This is a genomic window from Enterobacter cloacae, from assembly GCF_013375935.1.
In the GTDB taxonomy this organism is placed as follows: Bacteria; Pseudomonadota; Gammaproteobacteria; order Enterobacterales; family Enterobacteriaceae; genus Enterobacter; species Enterobacter pasteurii.
In genome coordinates, this window is record NZ_CP056117.1 from 3,993,764 (window position 1) to 4,013,343 (window position 19,580).

The 19,580-nt window shown below is 55.4% G+C and carries 20 protein-coding genes and 2 pseudogenes; 2 read left to right on the forward strand and 20 right to left on the reverse strand.

Annotated features, from left to right (window positions below):
• Positions 1 to 59: 59 nt before the first annotated feature.
• From ycfP to hinT, 6 genes and pseudogenes are all read right to left on the reverse strand, one after another.
• Entirely contained in the window at positions 60 to 602 is a 543-nt protein-coding gene (gene ycfP / locus HWQ14_RS18755) for an alpha/beta hydrolase YcfP (protein ID WP_176610620.1), read from the reverse strand.
• Positions 603 to 633: 31 nt separating this feature from the next.
• A pseudogene (nagZ, locus tag HWQ14_RS18760) lies at positions 634 to 1,661 on the reverse strand (beta-N-acetylhexosaminidase).
• Between the two features lie 11 nt (positions 1,662 to 1,672).
• On the reverse strand, positions 1,673 to 2,497 hold the full coding sequence (thiK, locus tag HWQ14_RS18765; RefSeq protein WP_176610621.1) for a thiamine kinase: 825 nt from the start codon (positions 2,495 to 2,497) through the stop codon (positions 1,673 to 1,675).
• Positions 2,478 to 3,122, reverse strand: a complete 645-nt coding sequence (gene lpoB, locus HWQ14_RS18770; RefSeq protein ID WP_209007159.1) for a penicillin-binding protein activator LpoB — start codon at positions 3,120 to 3,122, stop codon at positions 2,478 to 2,480. Before lpoB ends, thiK begins: the two co-directional genes overlap by 20 nt.
• 13 nt (positions 3,123 to 3,135) lie before the next feature.
• Complete coding sequence (locus tag HWQ14_RS18775) at positions 3,136 to 3,510, reverse strand: YcfL family protein (RefSeq protein WP_176610622.1); 375 nt, start codon at positions 3,508 to 3,510, stop codon at positions 3,136 to 3,138.
• A 1-nt stretch (position 3,511) separates the two neighbouring features.
• Positions 3,512 to 3,871 (reverse strand): purine nucleoside phosphoramidase, encoded by a 360-nt coding sequence (gene hinT / locus HWQ14_RS18780; RefSeq protein WP_006809243.1) that lies wholly within the window; start codon positions 3,869 to 3,871, stop codon positions 3,512 to 3,514.
• A gap of 353 nt (positions 3,872 to 4,224) precedes the next feature.
• Between hinT and fhuE the strand changes: the two are divergent.
• Positions 4,225 to 6,413 (forward strand): annotated as a pseudogene (gene fhuE / locus HWQ14_RS18785) (ferric-rhodotorulic acid/ferric-coprogen receptor FhuE).
• 113 nt (positions 6,414 to 6,526) lie between these two features.
• Here the strand turns inward: fhuE and ptsG are convergent.
• The 14 genes from ptsG to yceD form a co-directional block, all read right to left on the reverse strand.
• Positions 6,527 to 7,960, reverse strand: a complete 1,434-nt coding sequence (ptsG, locus tag HWQ14_RS18790) for a PTS glucose transporter subunit IIBC (RefSeq protein ID WP_148421729.1) — start codon at positions 7,958 to 7,960, stop codon at positions 6,527 to 6,529.
• A gap of 297 nt (positions 7,961 to 8,257) precedes the next feature.
• On the reverse strand, positions 8,258 to 9,052 hold the full coding sequence (locus tag HWQ14_RS18795) for a metal-dependent hydrolase (RefSeq protein ID WP_176610623.1): 795 nt from the start codon (positions 9,050 to 9,052) through the stop codon (positions 8,258 to 8,260).
• Between the two features lie 10 nt (positions 9,053 to 9,062).
• The gene (gene holB / locus HWQ14_RS18800; protein ID WP_176610624.1) at positions 9,063 to 10,067 is read right to left on the reverse strand and encodes a DNA polymerase III subunit delta'; all 1,005 of its coding nucleotides are present in this window, start codon (positions 10,065 to 10,067) and stop codon (positions 9,063 to 9,065) included.
• A complete protein-coding gene (gene tmk, locus HWQ14_RS18805; protein WP_176610625.1) occupies positions 10,064 to 10,705 on the reverse strand; it encodes a dTMP kinase in 642 nt (213 codons plus the stop codon). The genes holB and tmk overlap by 4 nt, the downstream gene beginning before the upstream one ends.
• Positions 10,695 to 11,717: a cell division protein YceG gene (gene yceG / locus HWQ14_RS18810; protein WP_148421733.1), complete on the reverse strand. Its 1,023-nt coding sequence runs from the start codon at positions 11,715 to 11,717 to the stop codon at positions 10,695 to 10,697. The genes tmk and yceG overlap by 11 nt, the downstream gene beginning before the upstream one ends.
• A 2-nt stretch (positions 11,718 to 11,719) precedes the next feature.
• Positions 11,720 to 12,529: an aminodeoxychorismate lyase gene (gene pabC, locus HWQ14_RS18815; protein WP_176610626.1), complete on the reverse strand. Its 810-nt coding sequence runs from the start codon at positions 12,527 to 12,529 to the stop codon at positions 11,720 to 11,722.
• 120 nt (positions 12,530 to 12,649) lie between these two features.
• The gene (gene fabF / locus HWQ14_RS18820; protein WP_176610627.1) at positions 12,650 to 13,891 is read right to left on the reverse strand and encodes a beta-ketoacyl-ACP synthase II; all 1,242 of its coding nucleotides are present in this window, start codon (positions 13,889 to 13,891) and stop codon (positions 12,650 to 12,652) included.
• Between the two features lie 91 nt (positions 13,892 to 13,982).
• Positions 13,983 to 14,219 (reverse strand): acyl carrier protein, encoded by a 237-nt coding sequence (gene acpP / locus HWQ14_RS18825; protein ID WP_003857954.1) that lies wholly within the window; start codon positions 14,217 to 14,219, stop codon positions 13,983 to 13,985.
• Between the two features lie 154 nt (positions 14,220 to 14,373).
• The gene (gene fabG / locus HWQ14_RS18830; RefSeq protein WP_148421736.1) at positions 14,374 to 15,108 is read right to left on the reverse strand and encodes a 3-oxoacyl-ACP reductase FabG; all 735 of its coding nucleotides are present in this window, start codon (positions 15,106 to 15,108) and stop codon (positions 14,374 to 14,376) included.
• A 12-nt stretch (positions 15,109 to 15,120) separates the two neighbouring features.
• Positions 15,121 to 16,050 carry an ACP S-malonyltransferase gene (gene fabD, locus HWQ14_RS18835; protein WP_148421737.1) on the reverse strand — a complete coding sequence of 310 codons (930 nt, stop codon included), beginning with the start codon at positions 16,048 to 16,050 and terminating at the stop codon, positions 15,121 to 15,123.
• A 15-nt stretch (positions 16,051 to 16,065) separates the two neighbouring features.
• On the reverse strand, positions 16,066 to 17,019 hold the full coding sequence (locus tag HWQ14_RS18840; RefSeq protein ID WP_176610628.1) for a beta-ketoacyl-ACP synthase III: 954 nt from the start codon (positions 17,017 to 17,019) through the stop codon (positions 16,066 to 16,068).
• A gap of 6 nt (positions 17,020 to 17,025) precedes the next feature.
• Complete coding sequence (gene plsX, locus HWQ14_RS18845; protein ID WP_209007149.1) at positions 17,026 to 18,060, reverse strand: phosphate acyltransferase PlsX; 1,035 nt, start codon at positions 18,058 to 18,060, stop codon at positions 17,026 to 17,028.
• Positions 18,061 to 18,141: 81 nt separating this feature from the next.
• Positions 18,142 to 18,315: a 50S ribosomal protein L32 gene (gene rpmF, locus HWQ14_RS18850; protein ID WP_003857964.1), complete on the reverse strand. Its 174-nt coding sequence runs from the start codon at positions 18,313 to 18,315 to the stop codon at positions 18,142 to 18,144.
• 16 nt (positions 18,316 to 18,331) lie between these two features.
• Entirely contained in the window at positions 18,332 to 18,853 is a 522-nt protein-coding gene (yceD, locus tag HWQ14_RS18855; protein WP_006174678.1) for a 23S rRNA accumulation protein YceD, read from the reverse strand.
• A gap of 140 nt (positions 18,854 to 18,993) precedes the next feature.
• Here yceD and HWQ14_RS18860 point away from each other — a divergent pair, with 140 nt between their 5' ends.
• Positions 18,994 to 19,578 carry a Maf family protein gene (locus tag HWQ14_RS18860; RefSeq protein ID WP_176610629.1) on the forward strand — a complete coding sequence of 195 codons (585 nt, stop codon included), beginning with the start codon at positions 18,994 to 18,996 and terminating at the stop codon, positions 19,576 to 19,578.
• Positions 19,579 to 19,580 lie beyond the last annotated feature (2 nt).

Consider the following 19,580-nt stretch of genomic DNA (forward strand, 5'->3'; position numbering starts at 1 on the left):
TGACAAAAAAGAGGCCCGGCACGCTTTCACGTACCGGGCCTTTGTCAGGTTCAGGGAGGTCAGCTCAGCGTTTTGAAGGCTTTGATACGCTGCAGGTGCGGCGAAATGTTTTTGAACTTGTGGGTCTGCTCTTCGTCCCAGACAATTTCATAGTAATGATGCAGAAGGTCGGCGGCGCGGGAGCTGTCCAGCGCTTCATCGTTGCGGGAGAGGATCACCAGACAACGGTCGCGGTTCTTTTCACGGAAATTGCTCACGCACTTAGTCGCGATGTCGGCGTACTCTTCCGGGCGATCGATCTTGCCTTCCATGTTCTCGTTCGGGAACAGATTCGGGTTAAAAATGACCTGACGGATATCGCACAAAAAACCGATGCGCTCTGCCCAGTATCCACCAAGCCCAACGCCGCAGATCAGCGGCCGCTCGTCGATATTGAGCTGCAACATTTTGTCCACTTCCTTGAGCAGATGCTGCATGTCATGCTTCGGATGACGCGTGCTGTAACCGATCAGCCGGACATCCGGATCGATAAACTGCAGTTGCAGCACTTTCTCATGATTACCAGGACTGTTTGAGTCAAAACCGTGTAAATAGATGATCATCGTCTCACCACGCTACGCCTTCCGGGATGAATTAAAGGGCCGCTTTATGCGCCTGCCAGCGTTCGTTCAGGGCTTCAAGCTGGGCGTGGACCGTTTTCCAGCGCGCCGAGTCCATCAGCTCCTGACGGCTAAATGAACCTTTATGATACAATTGTGTAACACGTTCAGCATTGATCGGCGACAGGTTATCCAGCACGCTTACCGCACCCTTACGATTATTGCAGACGAGAATCATATCGCAACCCGCATCCAGTGAGGCCTGCCCACGTTCGGCATAGCTGCCCATGATTGCGGCCCCTTCCATGGATAAATCGTCAGAGAAAATCACGCCGTTGAAGCCCAGCTCCTGACGCAGCACGGTTTTCAGCCAGTGCGGAGAGCCGCTGGCCGGACGCGGATCGACCTCGCTGTAGATAACGTGCGCAGGCATGATGGCGTCCAGCCTGTTATCGGTGATCAGCGAGCGGAAAACGGACATATCCTTAGCGCGAATTTCCGCTTCCGGGCGCGGATCGCGCGGGGTTTCTTTATGGGAATCCGCCGTCACCGCGCCGTGACCCGGGAAGTGTTTACCGGTGGTTTTCATGCCCGCATCGTGCATGCCGTCAATGAAGCGCGTCGCCATTGCCAGCGCGATACGCGGATCTTCATGATAAGAACGCTCGCCGATTGCCGCGCTGATATGCCCCACGTCCAGCACCGGGGCGAAGCTGATATCGATATCCATGGCGATCATCTCGCTGGCCATCAGCCAGCCAGCGTCCTGCGCCAGCTTACCGCCCTCTTCGGTGCCCAGCAGCGCAGCAAAAGACTGCGCGGCGGGTAAGCGGGTAAACCCGTCGCGGAAGCGCTGCACGCGGCCGCCTTCCTGATCTACCGCCACCACAAGGTGATTGCGCGAAGCCGCACGGATCTGGCGAACCAGCTCGCGCAGCTGTTCCGGGTCATGATAGTTGCGGGTGAAAAGAATCAGCCCCCCCCCACCAGCGGGTGCGCCAGAATTTCGCGCTCTTCCGCGTCCAGCTCATACCCTTCAACATCCAACATTACTGGACCCACACCAACCTCTCTTATCCTTTCGTTTGTAACTGACGCCAGGCATCATCTGCCAGCGCCATAAATTGTTTGTCATTCGTCTGCCGGAAGCGCATTTCAAACCAGCCCGCCATCAGCATGAGCACCCACGGACGCCAGCGCGCAACCTGTCGCGCAAGCGTGAGCGCATTCATGTTCGCGTTGCGCGCATAGGCGCTTACCAGCCGCTCGCGCGATGGCGCATCGGGCATCCAGACTGCGGCAAGTTCGAGCGCCACGTCACCATCTCCGGCATATTCCCAGTCAATCAGCTTTTCACCTGCCGCGGTATGAACGATGTTTCCGGCGTGGATATCCATATGCAGCGGAGCCAGGCGTAGCGGCTGCGGCTCTCCCGCTTTGCGCAGCCGCTTAAGCTGCGCCAGCCACAATGGCGTGCGTCGTTCTGGCGCGGCCTGCTGCCAGTAGCGTTCAAGCAAGGGAAGCAGCGTTACCCGCCAGCCCAGACGCGGCTGCCGGTGCAGATGATACAGCATGGCTGCCAGCGTGGGAGCGTCGGGCAACTCGCTTTTGATCTCACCCGCAATAAACGCCACCGCCATCCAGCCCCTGATAAAGAAATGGGGCTGCGGCGCAAGGTCTGCGGGCAGGCGCTTCAGGGCGCGGAACTGGCGACGAAAATGGAAGGCAGGCGCGGCGGCATCGTGATGCTGGCGTAAGACCAGCCGATGCTCTCCGCGCGCAATAATGCAACTCGCGCCGCCAAGCCCGACGGGGGCCTGCGGCGCGATAACACGATACTGAGGGAAATAACGCGTCAGGACATCATCACGCGTGGGCTTACTGTTGCGTAACGGCACCTTTACCTGACCAGATAATTTCGCCGGTCTGAACCAGCATTAGCTGCATCTGCAGCGACGGGGTATTCACGTTACCGGTCGCGTTTGAATAAAGGACATACTGCGCGCCAACGTTGCGGGCGATGCCGATCGCTTTACTGCGCGACCCCAGGCTGTCCTGCGGCGACAGGCCAAGCTGCTGCTTCGCCACCGCCAGCTGCTGAGCCGAAACCAGCGTGAACTTACCGTTGTTCGCCAGCGCGTTACGCAGGGTATCCGTCGCTTCGCTCGCGTTCAGCGAACCGTTGGTGCGGTTATTCACGCTGTCCACCAGCAGCACGCTGCCGGGCGTCACGCCCTGCGCCTGCAGCATTTTGCCCACCATTGGCTGCATGGCGCCGTTCCAGTCATAGTGGCGCACGCGCGGCGTCGGCTGTGCGGTGTCGTCCGGATGTTCAATCGGCCCAGGCTGCGCCGGAATGGTTGGTACGGACGGCACGGTTGGCACAGGTTCCGCTGGCGTTGTTGGCTGTTCCGTTCCCGGTTTCGCCTGATCTACAGGTGCAGGTTCTTCAGTTCGCGTCACGCAACCGGCCAGAAAGAGTGCAAACGCACTCAGGAGCGCATAACGGCTCATTGTTTTAATCAAGGTTCACCCCTTACAAATAAAGATAAAGTCTCACCTTATGTGCACCCAGATAGCTGGCGCTACCGTAGAGCGTGACCGACGATCTAGCCGGGATCGTCACGCTGCGCGGCGCTTCAAGCGGGTGCATCTCGAGACCTCTCACGTCATACCAGTAGAAGCGATAATGCACCGTCACTGGCTCCTGCCTTTCGTTATAGAGCGTAGAGGAAGCAGAAGACTGGATTTCGCTTATGGTCAGCGAAGGCTGCTCCGCCGTAATCCCCGCTGCAAGCACCGAGGACTCCATCACCAGCGTCTGTTCATCGCTGACCGGAATAGCAGGACGCGCGCTGCACCCCACTATTACCAGCGTCACGATCAGCGCTGCAATACGCCCAATTAACATATTAAAGACCTTTATGTGCCAGCATCGGTCCCAGTGGACGTCCACCCAGCAGATGCATATGAATATGATAGACTTCCTGCCCGCCATGGCGATTGCAGTTCATAATCAAACGGTATCCGTCTTCAGCAATCCCTTCCTGCTCGGCAATTTTCGCGGCAACCGTAAGCATACGGCCTAACGCCACTTCATGCTCGGTTTTAACGTCATTGACGGTCGGAATCAGAATATTAGGAATAATAAGGATGTGCGTAGGCGCCTGGGGTGAAATATCCCGGAAAGCCGTTACCAGTTCGTCCTGATAAACAATATCCGACGGAATTTCGCGGCGAATAATTTTACTGAAAATCGTTTCTTCAGCCATGACCTTTTCCTTATACGTTTAATCTGGCGTCGTGCGTCCGTTGTTAACACACATTGTCTGTTTAAGTGAGTGACACAACACAAGAGTATGAGCGAGTTTCTCCTGTCCTTTCAACCTTCTCCCGTGATTTCTTTCCTGATTGTCCTCCATCTGGCTGAAGAGCCATCGCTTTAGGACATTTCGCTTCTGAAACCTTATTTCAGTTCATCCCGAAACATCTGTTTACAGCGTTAATCACAATGCGTATATTTCGCATTTGCATTTTCATGCGCATTTTTAACATAGAAAACGACGTCAGCCCGTGCCAGCGGAGCTGTCGCGCACCACCTTCACCATTCATTAAGGGTTTGATAATGTCTTTCATTAATCACTCCAGGGATGGGCAACGTCAGCCTGCCGCAACACCTTCGTTGCTGGCAGCCTGCATTGCTATGGCATTGACGCCAACCGCCGCTTTCTCTGCTTCAACGGCTGAAGACACCGTTGTGGTAGACGGGGGTTTTGACAATACACAGGATCCTTCAGCAGGTCAGGACCGGGATTACAGCGTAAAAACCACCACTACCGGCACCAAACTGCTGCTGGTCCCCCGCGATATCCCGCAGTCCGTCAGCGTAATCAGCCAGCAGCGTATGGCTGACCAGAATCTGCAGTCCATCGGGCAGGTGCTGAGTAACACCACGGGCGTGACTGCGCAGGTGCAGGACAGCGACCGCACCGTGTTCTACTCCCGTGGATTCTTCGTCAGCAACTATGCCTATGACGACCTGCCGACCTCCATCAGCGAGGTGTGGAACTTTGGCGATACCGCCGCCGATACCGCGATTTACGATCGTATCGAAGTGGTCCGCGGCGCCACCGGCCTGATGTCCGGTACGGGCAACCCGGCGGCGTATGTCAACATGGTGCGTAAGCATGCGGACAGCGCGGAATTTAAGGGTAACGTCTCGGCCAGCTACGGTAGCTGGGACAAGCAGCGCTACGTGCTGGATCTCCAGTCTCCCCTGGTGGAGTCCGGTAAGGTACGGGGACGCCTGATCGCGGGCTATCAGGACAACGACAGCTTCGTGGATAATTATCACTACCGTAAAAAATTCCTCTACGGCGTGATGGATGCGGACGTCACCGACAGCACGACCCTCTCGGTGGGGTATGAGTATCAGGAGAGCCATACCGCCGACCCAACCTGGGGCGGACTGCCGACCTGGTACAGCGACGGAAGTAAGACCAACTACAATCGCAGCCAGACCGTTGCGCCTGACTGGGCCTATTCGGATAAAGACAGCACCCGCATCTTCGCTAACCTGACTCAGCGTTTCGATAACGGCTGGGAAGCGCACGTTAACGGCATGCACGCTGAAACCAACTTGACTCCAAACTGATGTATATGTCCGGTTATCCGGATAAAGAGACCGGTGCGGGCATGGTGGGTTACGGCGGCTGGAACCGCGGTGAACGTAAACAGGATGCGGTTGACGCCTTCCTGCGCGGCGGCTTCGATCTCTTTGGCCGTCAGCACGAAATGATGTTTGGCGGCAGCTACAGCCGTCAGCGTAACCATTATGACAATACCATGCCGGATGCGCTTTACGGCATGGTTGACGTCGGCAACTTTAAGAACTGGAACGGGAACATCGCCGATCCGCAGTGGACGCCGTGGAAGCTCTACAGCAAGGACGATATTCGTCAGTCCTCTGCGTATACCTCCGCCCGTTTCTCGCTGGCCGATCCGCTGCACCTGATTCTGGGCGCGCGCTACACCAGCTACAACATTCGCTATAATCCGGCGGGTTCCCCGAACACCCGCCTGGAAAGCACCGAAGATGATGTTACCCCGTACGCGGGCCTGGTGTATGACATCAACGAAGACTGGTCGACCTACGTCAGCTATACCTCCATCTTCCAGCCGCAGGATAAACGCAACGCCAGCGGACGTTACCTCGACCCGACCACGGGCAAAAGCTACGAAGCCGGCGTGAAGGCAGACTGGTTTAATACTCGTCTCACCACCTCGCTGGCGATTTTCCGCATTGAGCAGGATAACGTCGCAAGCAATACCTATACCTACATGCCGAGCGGTGAATCAATTTATGAATCGCTGGACGGCGTGATCAGTAAAGGGGTTGAGTTCGAGCTGAACGGCGCCCTGACAGATAACTGGCAGTTGACGTTTGGGGCGACCCGCTACATCGCTGAAGACAAGAATGGCAACGCCGTCAGCTCCGATCAGCCGCGCACGACCATGAAGCTGTTCACCCGCTATCAGCTACCAATGCTGCCCGAGCTGACCGTGGGCGGTGGCGTAAACTGGCAGAACAAAGTGTGGACGGATGTCGAAGGCGGCCCGGCGGGACAATCCCGTGCAGAGCAAGGCAGCTATGGTCTGGTTAACCTGTTCAGCCGCTATCAGGTCACCAAAGACTTCGCTCTTCAGGCTAACGTCAACAACCTGTTCGACAAAGAGTACTACGACTACGTAGGCTCTTACGTGGTGTATGGCGCGCCGCTTAACTTCTCCGTGAGCGCGAGCTACGACTTCTGATTGTAAAGCCGGGCGGCGGCTACGCCCTGCCCGGCCTGCATTTGCTTACCGGCACTATCTCCGCCAATAAAAAAGGCAGCCATTCGGCTGCCTTAGTCTCCCCAGGTCACAGCTTAGTTGTTGCGGATGTACTCATCCATTTCGGTTTTCAGGTTATCGGATTTCGTACCGAAGATTGCCTGAACACCAGAACCTGCAACAACCACGCCCGCTGCGCCCAGCTTTTTCAGACCCGGCTGGTCTACTTTCGCAACGTCGGCAACGCTCACACGCAGACGGGTGATACACGCGTCCAGGTTAGTGATGTTTTCTTTACCGCCGAAAGCAGCTACCAGCGCAGGTGCCATTTCGCTGGTCACACCGGCTTTGCTGTCCTCAGTTGCATCTTCACGACCCGGCGTTTTCAGATCCAGCGCTTTGATCAGCACGCGGAAGACGGTGTAGTACACCACCGCGTAGCCTGCACCCACGATTGGGAACAGCCACAGTTTGCTGCTGTTACCGGACAGAACGATGAAGTCGATCAGGCCGTGAGAGAAGGACGTACCGTCACGCATACCCAGCAGAATACAGATTGGGAATGCCAGACCTGCCAGTACCGCGTGGATGAAGTACAGGATCGGCGCAACGAACATGAAGGAGAACTCGATCGGCTCGGTAATACCGGTCAGGAACGAGGTCAGCGCTGCGGAGATCATGATACCGCCCACTTTTGCACGGTTCTCTGGCTTAGCAGAGTGCCAGATAGCAATTGCCGCAGCCGGCAGACCGTACATTTTGAACAGGAAGCCGCCAGACAATTTGCCTGCGGTCGGGTCACCCGCCATGTAACGAGGGATATCACCGTGGAACACCTGACCTGCCGCGTTGGTGTATTCACCAATCTGCATCTGGAATGGAACGTTCCAGATGTGGTGCAGACCAAATGGTACCAGGCAGCGCTCAATGAAGCCGTAGATACCAAACGCCACTACCGGGTTCTGATAGGCAGCCCACTGAGAGAAGGTCTGGATAGCCGTACCGATTGGTGGCCAGATGAAGGACAGAACCACACCGGTGAAAATCGCTGCCAGACCAGAGATGATCGGAACGAAACGTTTACCCGCGAAGAAGCCCAGATACTCAGGCAGCTTGATACGATAGAAGCGGTTAAACATATACGCTGCAATCGCACCGGAGATGATACCACCGAGAACACCGGTATCTGCCAGGTGTTTAGCGGCAATCTCTTCAGCAGGTAAATGCAGAACCAGCGGCGCAACCACAGCCATGGTTTTCACCATAATGCCGTAGGCAACCACGGACGCCAGAGCAGATACACCGTCGTTATTGGTGAAGCCCAGAGCAACACCGATAGCGAAGATCAGCGGCATGTTAGCAAAAACAGAACCGCCTGCTTCTGCCATCACGTGGGAAACTACGGCTGGCAGCCAGCTGAAGTTAGCAGAACCGACGCCCAGCAGGATACCTGCGATAGGCAGTACGGATACTGGCAGCATCAGCGATTTACCGACCTTTTGCAGGTTAGCAAATGCATTCTTAAACATAATTGAGAGTGCTCCTGAGTATTTGTGCTTTTTTTACGCTTTCACGCATTGGCCCGGGGGGAGTACCGCGCCGTGGACAGGACATCTAAGCGCCCTTTATTTATTACACAGAGTAAAATAATTCCCTCTGAGTTTGTTTGACGGCTATCACGTTTCAGTTCAAGACGGCCAAAAAACTTGCAGATATTTACATAAAGCATGTCTGGATGTGTCTAAAAACGCCATCACCGCCCCGAATGAGGCGGTGAGCTTTACTCGTTTTACCTATTAATTACGAGCCTAAAAAAAACAGGTGTATCAGACAGACTGCAGGCGGACGGGGTCGATATGGAACAGGCTGGCGAAGTTTTCCGTCGTTACACGAGCCAGTTCGTCAATACTGACACCCTTCAGTACGGCCATGTACTCAGCGACATCTCGGGTCATCGCCGGCTGGTTCTCTTTACCCCGATGCGGCACGGGTGCCAGGTACGGGGAATCGGTCTCCACCAGAATACGATCCAGCGGTACGTAACGCGCCGCATCACGCAGCTGCTCAGCATTACGGAACGTCACGATCCCCGAAAACGAGATATAAAAGCCCAAATCAAGCAGTTTACCCGCCGTTTCTCTGTCTTCTGTGAAACAGTGTAGTACGCCACCGCAATCCGTCACCTTTTCTTCCCGCAGGATCTCAAGCGTGTCGGCACGCGCGTCGCGGGTGTGAACGATAACGGGCTTGTTCAGCTCGCGGCCAATCCGGATATGGTTACGGAAAGATTCCTGCTGGCGGGGCTTAGTTTCCGGCGTGTAGAAATAGTCTAGACCGGTCTCGCCCATCGCCACGACGCCCTCTTCTGCGGCAAGGCGGCGTAAATCTTCAACGTCATACGCGTCGTCCTGATTGAGCGGATGGACGCCGCAGGAGAAGACGACGTTTTCGCGCTCGCCAACCAGCTCACGCATTGAGCGGTAGCCCGGCAGCGTGGTCGCCACGGCCAGGCAAAATTTCACATCGCGCGCGGCGGCTTTCGCCAGCACATCGTCCACGTCTTTATGCAGGGATTGGTAATCGAGGCCATCAAGATGGCAGTGTGAGTCGACTAAAAACATAATGTCTCTCTCAGAGATGGGAAACCGGCGGTATGACGCCGGGTTGCAGGTAATGTTCGATACGCAGCAACTGGTCGGTCAGTAAAAGCTCGCGATTAAGACCGGTTACCGTCAAAAGTTGTTCACGACTCTGGCAGATATCGTGGAGGATAGCGCGCAGCGACTGTCCTGACAGACGATTCGCCAGCGTGTTAACCAGCGGCCAGACGTCGGGATTCGTCAGAAGCGTAGCCCCCTGCTGAATTTTAAGGGCATCAAGCAGCAGCGCGGCCAGCCAGTGCAGGCGCTCCGGGGCCGGATCGCCGTTCAGGGCAGGCAGCACGCTCAGCCAGTCATGGCTGTCCAGGGCAGATTCAATCGCACGACAAAGGGTTTCGCGCTGGGACCAGACTTCCGGCTGCAGAAGCGCCAGCGCAGCCGCAGGCGCGCCGCTGCACAGGCGCAACGCTGACAGCGCGGCGTCCTGTGACACCGTCACTTCACGTTCAAGCCAGGCGAGTGCCCACGACTCCTGGGGAACAGCCAGATGATGAAGACGACAGCGGCTGCGCAGCGTCGCCAGCAGTCGGCCCGGCTCGCGGCAGGAGAGGAAGAACCACGTTTTCTCAGGCGGCTCTTCCAGCGTTTTTAAAAGCGCATTGGCAGCGACCTCCGTGAGCAGCTCGGCGTCCTTCAGCCACACCACCTTTGCCCCGCCCAGACGCGCGTGTTCATACAGCTTCTCGCCGACCTCACGCACCGCGTCTATCCCGAGCGTACTTTTGCCTTTTTCGGGTTCGAGGATGTAGTAATCCGGATGCGTGCCGGCCTGCATCAGCTGGCAGCCGCGGCACTTACCGCAGCTTTTATGCCCATCAGGCTGGTGGCACATCAGAAAGCGCGTAATGGCGTAAATCAACGCATCATCGCCCATTCCCGGCAGCGCCTGTATCAGTAACGCATGATGCCCCCGACCAACCTGATAGCTGCCGATCAGCTGTTCAAAGTGCGGGCGCAGCCATGGATACCATTTCATGCCCGCTGCTCCTGCACCCAGCGTGTGACCGTTTCCTGAATAGCACGGGTAACGTCGTCGAGGGATTGTGTCGCATCGATGGTGCGAATAGCGCTGTCCTGTCCGGCCAGCTCAAGGTAACGCGCGCGGGTGCGGTTAAAGAAGTCGTAAGACTCCTGCTCAATGCGATCCAGCTCGCCGCGCGCCCTGGCGCGCTTCAGACCCACCTCAGGCGTGACGTCCAGATAGAGCGTCAGGTCCGGACGAAAATCGCCGAGCACCGCGTCGCGAAGCGTAGCCAGCATGGTACGATCGATACCGCGCCCTCCCCCCTGATACGCCTGGGTGGAGAGATCGTGACGATCGCCGATCACCCATTTTCCCTCTGCCAGCGCGGGTTTAATCACCGTCTCGACCAGCTGAACGCGCGCCGCATAAAACATCAGCACTTCCGCTTTGTCAGTGATAACCTCGTCGCCAACGGATTTGATATCCAGCACCAGGCTGCGCAGTTTTTCCGCCAGCTGCGTACCGCCCGGCTCACGGGTGAAGACCATCTCGGCGACGCCAAGCGATTTAAGCGTATCAACCACCACGTTACGGGCGGTGGTTTTCCCCGCCCCTTCGAGTCCCTCAATGACAATGTATTTACTGCGCATTTTTTTCCTTAAGTGCCTTCAGATAGTCCTGAACAGAGCGATTGTGGCTGGCCAGGTTGGTATTGAACGTATGCCCCCCTTTTCCATCAGCCACAAAATAGAGATACGGTGTTTTTGCCGGGTGCGCCGCGGCGCGCAGTGAGGCTTCGCCCGGCGTCGCGATTGGTCCCGGCGGCAGGCCGCTAATGACGTAGGTATTATACGCCGTTGGCGTCTCCAGATCTTTTCTGGAAATCTTGCCGTTGTAGTTTTCGCCCATGCCGTAGATGACGGTAGGATCGGTTTGCAAACGCATACCGATGCGCAGGCGGTTTATAAACACCGAGGCGACCTGGTCGCGCTCGGCGGCAACGGCGGTCTCTTTCTCGATGATGGAGGCCATCGTCACGAACTGGTTTTGATCTTTATACGGCAGGCCCTCAGCGCGTCCTTCCCAGGCCGACTCTACCGCCGCGACCATTTTATTATGCGCGCGCTTCAAAATCGCCACGTCCGTCGTGCCTGCCGTGTACATCCAGGTGTCGGGCCAGAACCAGCCTTCAACCCATTCAGGGTGCTCGAATTTTAGCGCGTCTGCCACGGTTTCGTAGCGATCGTCTTTCAGCGTGTGCCTGATATACGGCGCGTCACGCAGTTGTCTGAGGTAATCGCTCAGGCGCATCCCCTCGACAAAACGTAGCGGAAACTGGGCCTCTTTGCCGCTTTCCAGCAGTTGCAGCATTTCGCGCACGGTCATACCCGGAGTGAAGCGATAGGTGCCCGCCTTAAAGTTCGAAAGTTCAGGCTCAACGCGCAGCAGCCACTGGAATACACGCGGACGATTGATAATTTTATCGCCATACAGCTGCTGGCCAAGCGCCTGACGCCCGGTCCCCGCTTTCAGGGTAAAAATCGTCTCGTCTTTAATCAGGATCTTACTGTCCGCCAGCTGGCGGACTTTCCACACTCCCGCTCCGCCAGCGATACCGAACGCAACGATGAGAAGGAGAACAACGCGTAACATTTTCTTCATGACTACCTGGTTTGCTCACATAACGGGGCCAGAAACTGGAACAGCTCGCGGGATGACCATGAAAGCGGGCCATAAGCGCGAACGGGGACAACGGGCATCAGCGCATTGCAGATAACGACTTCATCGGCGGACTGCAGCGCGTCTTCCTTTACGCTTACTTCGACAACGCTAAAACCGGCACGTGCCAGCTGCTGCAAACAAAACTGACGCATAATGCCGTTGACCCCGGCCTGTTCCAGCGAAGGCGTGAATACGTCACCGCCCTTCCGCCAGAGTAAATTAGCCGCACAGCATTCCGTAATGTACCCTTCGCTGTCAAGAACCAGCGCCTCGCCGGCATCCGTCTGTTCAAGATGAGTACGAATAAGCACCTGTTCAAGGCGGTTAAGGTGTTTTATTCCGGCAAGCATCGGGTTCCGCCCCAGCCGAACCGGGCTAAGCGTCAGGGTAACGCCCTCTTCGCGCCAGCGTTCATAATGGGAAGGGTAATCTGAAACGGAAAGGATCCGCGTTGGATGCTGACAGGCAGCGCCGCTATACCCCCGCCCACCGCTGCCGCGGCTGATAATCACTTTTACTACGCCGCATCTTTTACCTGACGCCAGCCGACGCATTTCACCTTCAAGGGTGTCCCACTGCGTGAAGGGGATCAGTAATGTCTCGCAGGCCTTTTGTAAGCGGCGGATATGGGCATCACGCAGGCACACTTCCCCGTCGAGAATACGCGCCGTGGTAAAACAGCCGTCGCCAAACTGGATCGCCCTGTCGCCTGCCGGCAGCGTTTCTTGCTCAAGGCCATTGATTAAAAACATGGTGGCTCCTCATGCGTGGAGGCTCAGTCTGGCAGGATGTTAATAGCCGGACAAGGAGATTTCACCTAATAAAAAAGGCCCGGCAAGCGGACCTTTTTTATCGTCAGTGACTAAACAGGCTCAGACCTTTTTGAAGATCAGAGAACCGTTTGTCCCGCCGAAGCCGAAGGAGTTACACAGGGTGTACTCCATACCGCTAACCTGGCGCGCTTCGTGAGGAACGAAGTCCAGATCGCAACCTTCATCCGGGTTATCCAGGTTGATGGTTGGTGGTACAGCCTGATCGCGCAGCGCCAGGATAGAGTAGATTGACTCTACTGCACCCGCCGCACCCAACAGGTGACCGGTCATGGATTTCGTGGAGCTCACCATTACGCGGCTGGCAGATTCGCCGAAGATAGACTTAACAGCCTGAGCTTCTGCTTTATCGCCCGCAGGGGTAGACGTACCGTGGGCGTTAACGTAGCCAATCTGTGCCGGCGTAATGCCCGCATCACGGAGCGCGTTAGCCATTGCCAGCGCTGCACCCGCACCATTTTCTGGTGGCGACGTCATGTGGTAAGCATCGCTGCTCATACCAAAGCCAACGACTTCAGCATAAATTTTCGCGCCACGTTTTTTCGCATGTTCGTACTCTTCAAGTACGATCATGCCTGCACCGTCGCCCAGCACGAAACCATCGCGGTCTTTATCCCACGGACGGCTTGCCGCCTGAGGATTTTCGTTACAGGTAGAGAGCGCACGCGCTGCACCGAAGCCACCGACGCCCAGTGGGGTACTGGCTTTTTCAGCACCGCCCGCAACCATAGCATCTGCATCGCCGTACGCGATAATACGCGCGGCCTGGCCGATGTTATGCACGCCAGAGGTACAGGCTGTTGCGATTGAGATGCTTGGGCCACGCAGGCCGAACATAATGGTCAGGTGACCTGCCACCATGTTTACAATCGTAGACGGAACGAAGAATGGGCTGATTTTACGCGGGCCGCCGTTCATCAGGGATGAGTGGTTTTCCTCAATCAGGCCAAGACCGCCAATCCCGGAGCCAATAGCAGCACCGATACGGGACGCGTTCTCTTCCGTAATCTCAAGGCCAGAATCCTGCATGGCCTGAACGCCAGCGACAATTCCATATTGAATGAAGGCATCCATCTTGCGCTGTTCTTTGCGCGAGATGATCTCTTCACAGTTAAAATCCTTTACTAAGCCAGCAAATTTCGTTGCATAGGCGCTAGTATCGAAATGGTCGATTAGGCTGATGCCGCTCTGACCGGCAAGGAGAGCTTTCCAGGTGGACTCTACGGTATTGCCGACAGGAGACAACATGCCAAGTCCGGTCACAACTACACGACGCTTAGACACGTTTGTCCTCCAGGGAGGGATAAAAAAAGAGATTCGTGGGACTACAAAAGATAAAACTCAGGCGGTCGAATGACCGCCTGGAGATGTTCACTTACGCCTGGTGACCGTTGATGTAATCAATGGCAGCCTGAACGGTGGTGATTTTCTCAGCTTCTTCGTCCGGAATCTCAGTATCAAACTCTTCTTCCAGAGCCATTACCAGCTCAACGGTGTCAAGAGAATCTGCGCCCAGGTCTTCAACAAAGGAAGCGGAGTTCACAACTTCTTCCTGCTTAACGCCCAGCTGTTCGCCGATAATTTTCTTAACGCGTTCTTCGATAGTGCTCATACTCTTAAATTTCCTATCAAAACTCGCTTTCGCGATGGTTTTCGTAGTGTATAAAATGTTGAAAAATTTGCAACTAAATCCCGGCAGGTCTTACCACGATTTTACGTTATTTTGAGGCCATTTGCCCAAATAACGCAAATATTTTCGATCGTGATTAAACCATGTACATCCCGCCGTTGACGTGGAGGGTTTCACCAGTGATGTAACCCGCTTCGTCAGAGGCTAAAAATGCAACCGCGCTGGCGATTTCTTTAGGGTCGCCAAGACGACCCGCCGGAACTGCCGCCAGCGTACCCGCACGCTGCTCATCCGTCAGCGCACGCGTCATGTCCGTTTCAATAAAGCCCGGAGCAACAACGTTTACAGTAATACCGCGGGACGCGACTTCACGCGCCAGCGACTTACTGAAACCGATCAGACCTGCTTTCGCCGCAGCGTAGTTAGCCTGACCAGCATTTCCCATGGTACCAACCACAGAACCTACAGTGATAATACGACCATGACGCTTTTTCATCATAGCGCGCATTACCGCTTTTGACAGACGGAATACAGATGACAGGTTGGTTTCGATAATATCGTTCCACTCATCATCTTTCATTCGCATCAGCAGGTTGTCGCGCGTAATCCCGGCATTATTGACCAGAATATCCACTTCGCCAAACTCTGCGCGAATATTTTCCAGAACAGATTCGATAGATGCTGGTTCAGTCACATTCAGCACCAGACCTTTACCGTTCGCACCCAAATACTCGCTGATGGCCTGCGCGCCGTTCTCGCTGGTCGCAGTCCCGATCACCGTCGCGCCGCGCGCAACCAGTGTTTCAGCAATAGCGCGCCCAATACCGCGGCTCGCGCCGGTCACCAGGGCAATTTTTCCTTCAAAACTCATGGTAGTCCTCTTTTATTGCGAGAGTGCCGCTTTCATTGCTTCCGGCTCATTAATCGCCGAGGCAGTCAGGGTGTCAACAATACGTTTGGTAAGACCGGTAAGCACCTTACCAGGCCCCACTTCATACAGATGTTCAACGCCCTGAGACGCCATATATTCAACGGTTTTGGTCCACTGAACCGGGCTGTAGAGCTGGCGAACTAGCGCGTTACGGATAGCCTCCGGCGCGGTTTCGCACTTCACGTCGACGTTATTCACAACGGAAATCGTCGGCGCGTTAAAGGTCATTTTTTCCAGCTCAACCGCCAGCTTATCGGCGGCTGGCTTCATCAGCGCGCAGTGTGACGGCACGCTCACCGGCAGCGGCAGCGCGCGTTTAGCGCCCGCGGCTTTACAGGCAGCGCCCGCACGCTCAACCGCTTCTTTATGACCGGCGATAACCACCTGGCCCGGCGAGTTGAAGTTTACCGGAGAAACCACCTGACCTTCAGCAGATTCTTCACACGCTTTTGCAATAGAAGCATCATCAAGACCGATGATGGCAGACATGCCGCCCGTACCTTCTGGCACCGCTTCCTGCATGAATTTTCCACGCAATTCAACCAGGCGCACCGCATCAGCGAAGGCAATCACGCCTGCACAAACCAGCGCAGAGTATTCGCCCAGGCTGTGACCCGCCATCAGTGCAGGCGCTTTACCGCCCTGCTGCTGCCATACGCGCCACAGCGCGACGGATGCAGCCAGCAGCGCAGGCTGCGTCTGCCAGGTTTTGTTTAACTCTTCAGCGGGGCCCTGTTGGGTCAGCGCCCACAGATCATAACCCAGCGCATCAGAAGCTTCACGGAAAGTCTCTTCAATAACCGGATAGTTTGCTGCCATTTCAGACAACATCCCAACGGTTTGCGAGCCCTGTCCCGGGAACACAAAAGCAAATTGCGTCATTTTTTAATCCTTATCCTAGAAACGAACCAGCGCGGAACCCCAGGTGAACCCGCCACCAAAGGCTTCAAGCAAGACCAGTTGGCCCCGTTTAATTCGTCCATCGCGTACCGCTTCGTCAAATGCGCACGGTACCGATGCCGCAGAGGTATTGCCGTGGCGATCCAGCGTCACCACAACGTTATCCATTGACATGCCCAGCTTCTTCGCCGTCGCGCTGATGATACGCAGGTTAGCCTGATGCGGCACCAGCCAGTCGAGGGCGGAGCGATCAAGGTTATTCGCTTCCAGCGTTTCTTCAACGATATGGGCCAGTTCAGTCACGGCAACCCTGAACACCTCGTTACCCGCCATCGTCAGGTAAATCGAGCTGTCCGGGTTAACGCGATCGGCGTTAGGCAGCGTTAACAGCTCGCCGTAGCGACCGTCAGCATGAAGATGCGTGGAGATGATGCCCGGCTCGTCGGACTGCCCCAGCAGCACCGCGCCCGCACCGTCGCCAAAAATAATGATCGTGCCGCGATCGGCTGGATCGCAGGTACGCGCCAGCACGTCAGCACCGATTACCAGCGCATATTTTACGGCACCAGATTTTACGTACTGATCGGCGATGCTCAGCGCATAGGTGAAGCCCGCACACGCTGCTGCCACATCAAATGCCGGGCAGCCTTTAATGCCGAGCATATTCTGTACCTGACACGCTGCGCTTGGGAAGGCATGCGTGGCGGAGGTTGTCGCCACCACGATAAGCCCGATCTGATCTTTATCAATCCCGGCCATTTCAAGCGCACGCTGTGCAGCTTCGAAGCCCATGGTGGAGACAGTTTCGTCTGGCGCGGCGATACGGCGTTCACGGATACCTGTGCGCGTGACAATCCACTCGTCAGACGTATCTACCATTTTTTCAAGATCGGCGTTGGTACGCACTTGTGTTGGCAGGTAGCTGCCGGTACCTAAAATCTTCGTATACATGTACGCTCAGTCACTTTTAGCTAATACAGATCCCAGGCGAGCGGCAATTCTCTGAGGAACTTGTCGCTGCACCGCCTGCACTGCCTGTTCAATCGCGACGGTAAATGCTCGCTGATTGGCGGCGCCATGACTCTTAATCACGATGCCGCGCAATCCTAACAGACAGGCGCCATTATACTGGTCGGGGTTGAGGTGACTGAATCGCCGCGTCAGGCTTTTTTGTAACCAACGCTTTAATAAAATCAGCCACCAGGACCTTTTTTTACCTTCTCCCTGCGATTTCAGCAGAGAAAGGAACATTCTTACGACCCCTTCCATGGTCTTCAACGTTACGTTTCCGGTGAAGCCATCACACACTAATACATCCGTTTTGCCCGTCAGCAGCTCATTGGCTTCGAGATAACCAATATAGTTGATGGACGGAACCTGTTTGAGTATTTCCGCAGCGTCGCGGATACTGTCCAGGCCTTTGGTTTCTTCTTCACCAATGTTCAACAACGCAACGCGGGGATGCGTAATCCCGACCACGTCTTCTGCCAGCACCGACCCCATGACGGCAAACTGAGCCAGCATTGTACTATCACAATCCACGTTAGCGCCCAGATCGAGCACCACCGTTTTGCCCTTCTGCTGATGCGGTAACACCGTCACCAGCGCCGGACGCTCAATGCCCTCAATCGGCTTGAGCAATAATTTCGACAGGCCCATCAGCGCGCCGGTATTTCCCGCGCTGACGCAAGCCTGCGCTCGCCCTTCTTTCACCAGCTCCAGCGCAATTCGCATAGAGCTGCCGCGGCTATTGCGAATAGCCTGCGATGGCCGGGCATCACTGGCAATAACTGACTGCGCAGGGATAATCTGCAGACGCGAACGTTGTTCAAAGTCAGCTTTTGCGAGTAATGGCGTGATTGTGTCGGGATTACCGACTAAAAGAAGTGTGAGTTGCGAATTAGAGTTCAGTGCCTGCAAAGCTGCAGGCACTGTCACGGTAGGGCCAAAATCTCCCCCCATGACATCTAACGCCAGGGTTAGACGTGTCAAGGTATCGTCGCAGCCTGGTTCGGTAAACTCCCCGTTTGCACGGGGAAGTTCCTCACTAAGCCTAATCACGCTGACGCGTGATTACTTAGTGATAACCTTGCGGCCGCGGTAGAAACCGTCAGCGGTGATGTGGTGACGCAGGTGTTTCTCACCAGAAGTCTTGTCTACAGACAGGCTGGTAACTGCAGTCAGTGCGTCATGGGAACGACGCATGCCACGTTTGGAACGGGTTGGTTTATTCTGTTGTACGGCCATGGACCTTACTCCTCAATTACTTACGCTTTAAGCTGGCTAATACGGCAAATGGGTTTGGTTTTTGCGCTTCATCAGGCAGTTCCCCAAAGACCATGTCCGCCTCGGACACTTCACAGTGTTCAGAATCATGCACCGGAACGACTGGCAAGGTGAGGATGATTTCATCTTCAACCAGAGCCAGAAGATCGATTTCACCGAATTCGTTAACCTCAATCGGCTCATACGCTTCCGGGAGTGCTTCAGCCTGTTCGTCAGAACGAACCGGACTAAAACAATACGTTGTGTGAACATGCTGTACAAACGGTTTCCCGCAACGCTGGCACTCGAGCGTTACCGTCACCTTCGCATCACCGGTTAAAACGGCGAGACGCTGGTTGTCGATAGCGAACGACATGGAGCATTCTACATCACTGTCCACACTGACTACGGATTCGGCAATACGCTCCGCCTGATCGGAAGAATAGATTCCTTCGTAATCGAGGCGTTTTTGAGCCGTACGAACCGGATCAAGAGTCAGGGGTAATTTTACCTTTTGCATAGGGCGCGCATATTAACTTTGTAACGTCATAGAGTCAAAGAAAAAGGCAACCAGAGCTGCCTTTTGCCAATTATTCGCACACATTGCGGCCTGTAGTTTAAAATGGCTGGCATCGATACGCTATATCTGGTGATAAAAATATGCCAAATCTCGTACTTGCTTCCACTTCACCCTATCGCCGAATGCTGTTGGAAAAGCTCGGGATCCCGTTTGAATGTGCGGCACCGGACGTTGATGAGACCCCACAACCCGGCGAGTCGCCGCGTCATCTGGTGACCCGTCTTGCGCAGGAGAAAGCGCAGTCGCTTGCCGAACGTTACCCTGCACATCTGATTATAGGCTCCGATCAGGTTTGTGTGCTTGACGGTGAAATCACCGGTAAACCGCATACCGAAGAGAACGCCTGCAAGCAGTTGATGCGCGCACGCGGCAGTATTGTGACCTTTTATACGGGCCTGGCGCTCTATAACCCGGCCTCCGGCCACCTGCAAACCGAATGCGAGCCGTTCGACGTCCATTTTCGCCATCTCAGCGAGCAGGAGATTATGGATTACGTGCGCCGGGAACGCCCGCTGAACTGCGCGGGGAGCTTTAAAAGTGAAGGTTTGGGGATTGCGCTATTCGATAAGCTGGACGGTCGAGACCCGAATACGCTGGTGGGGTTACCGCTGATTGCACTATGCCAGATGTTAAGGCGAGAAGCGTGTAATCCGCTGACGGCGTAACC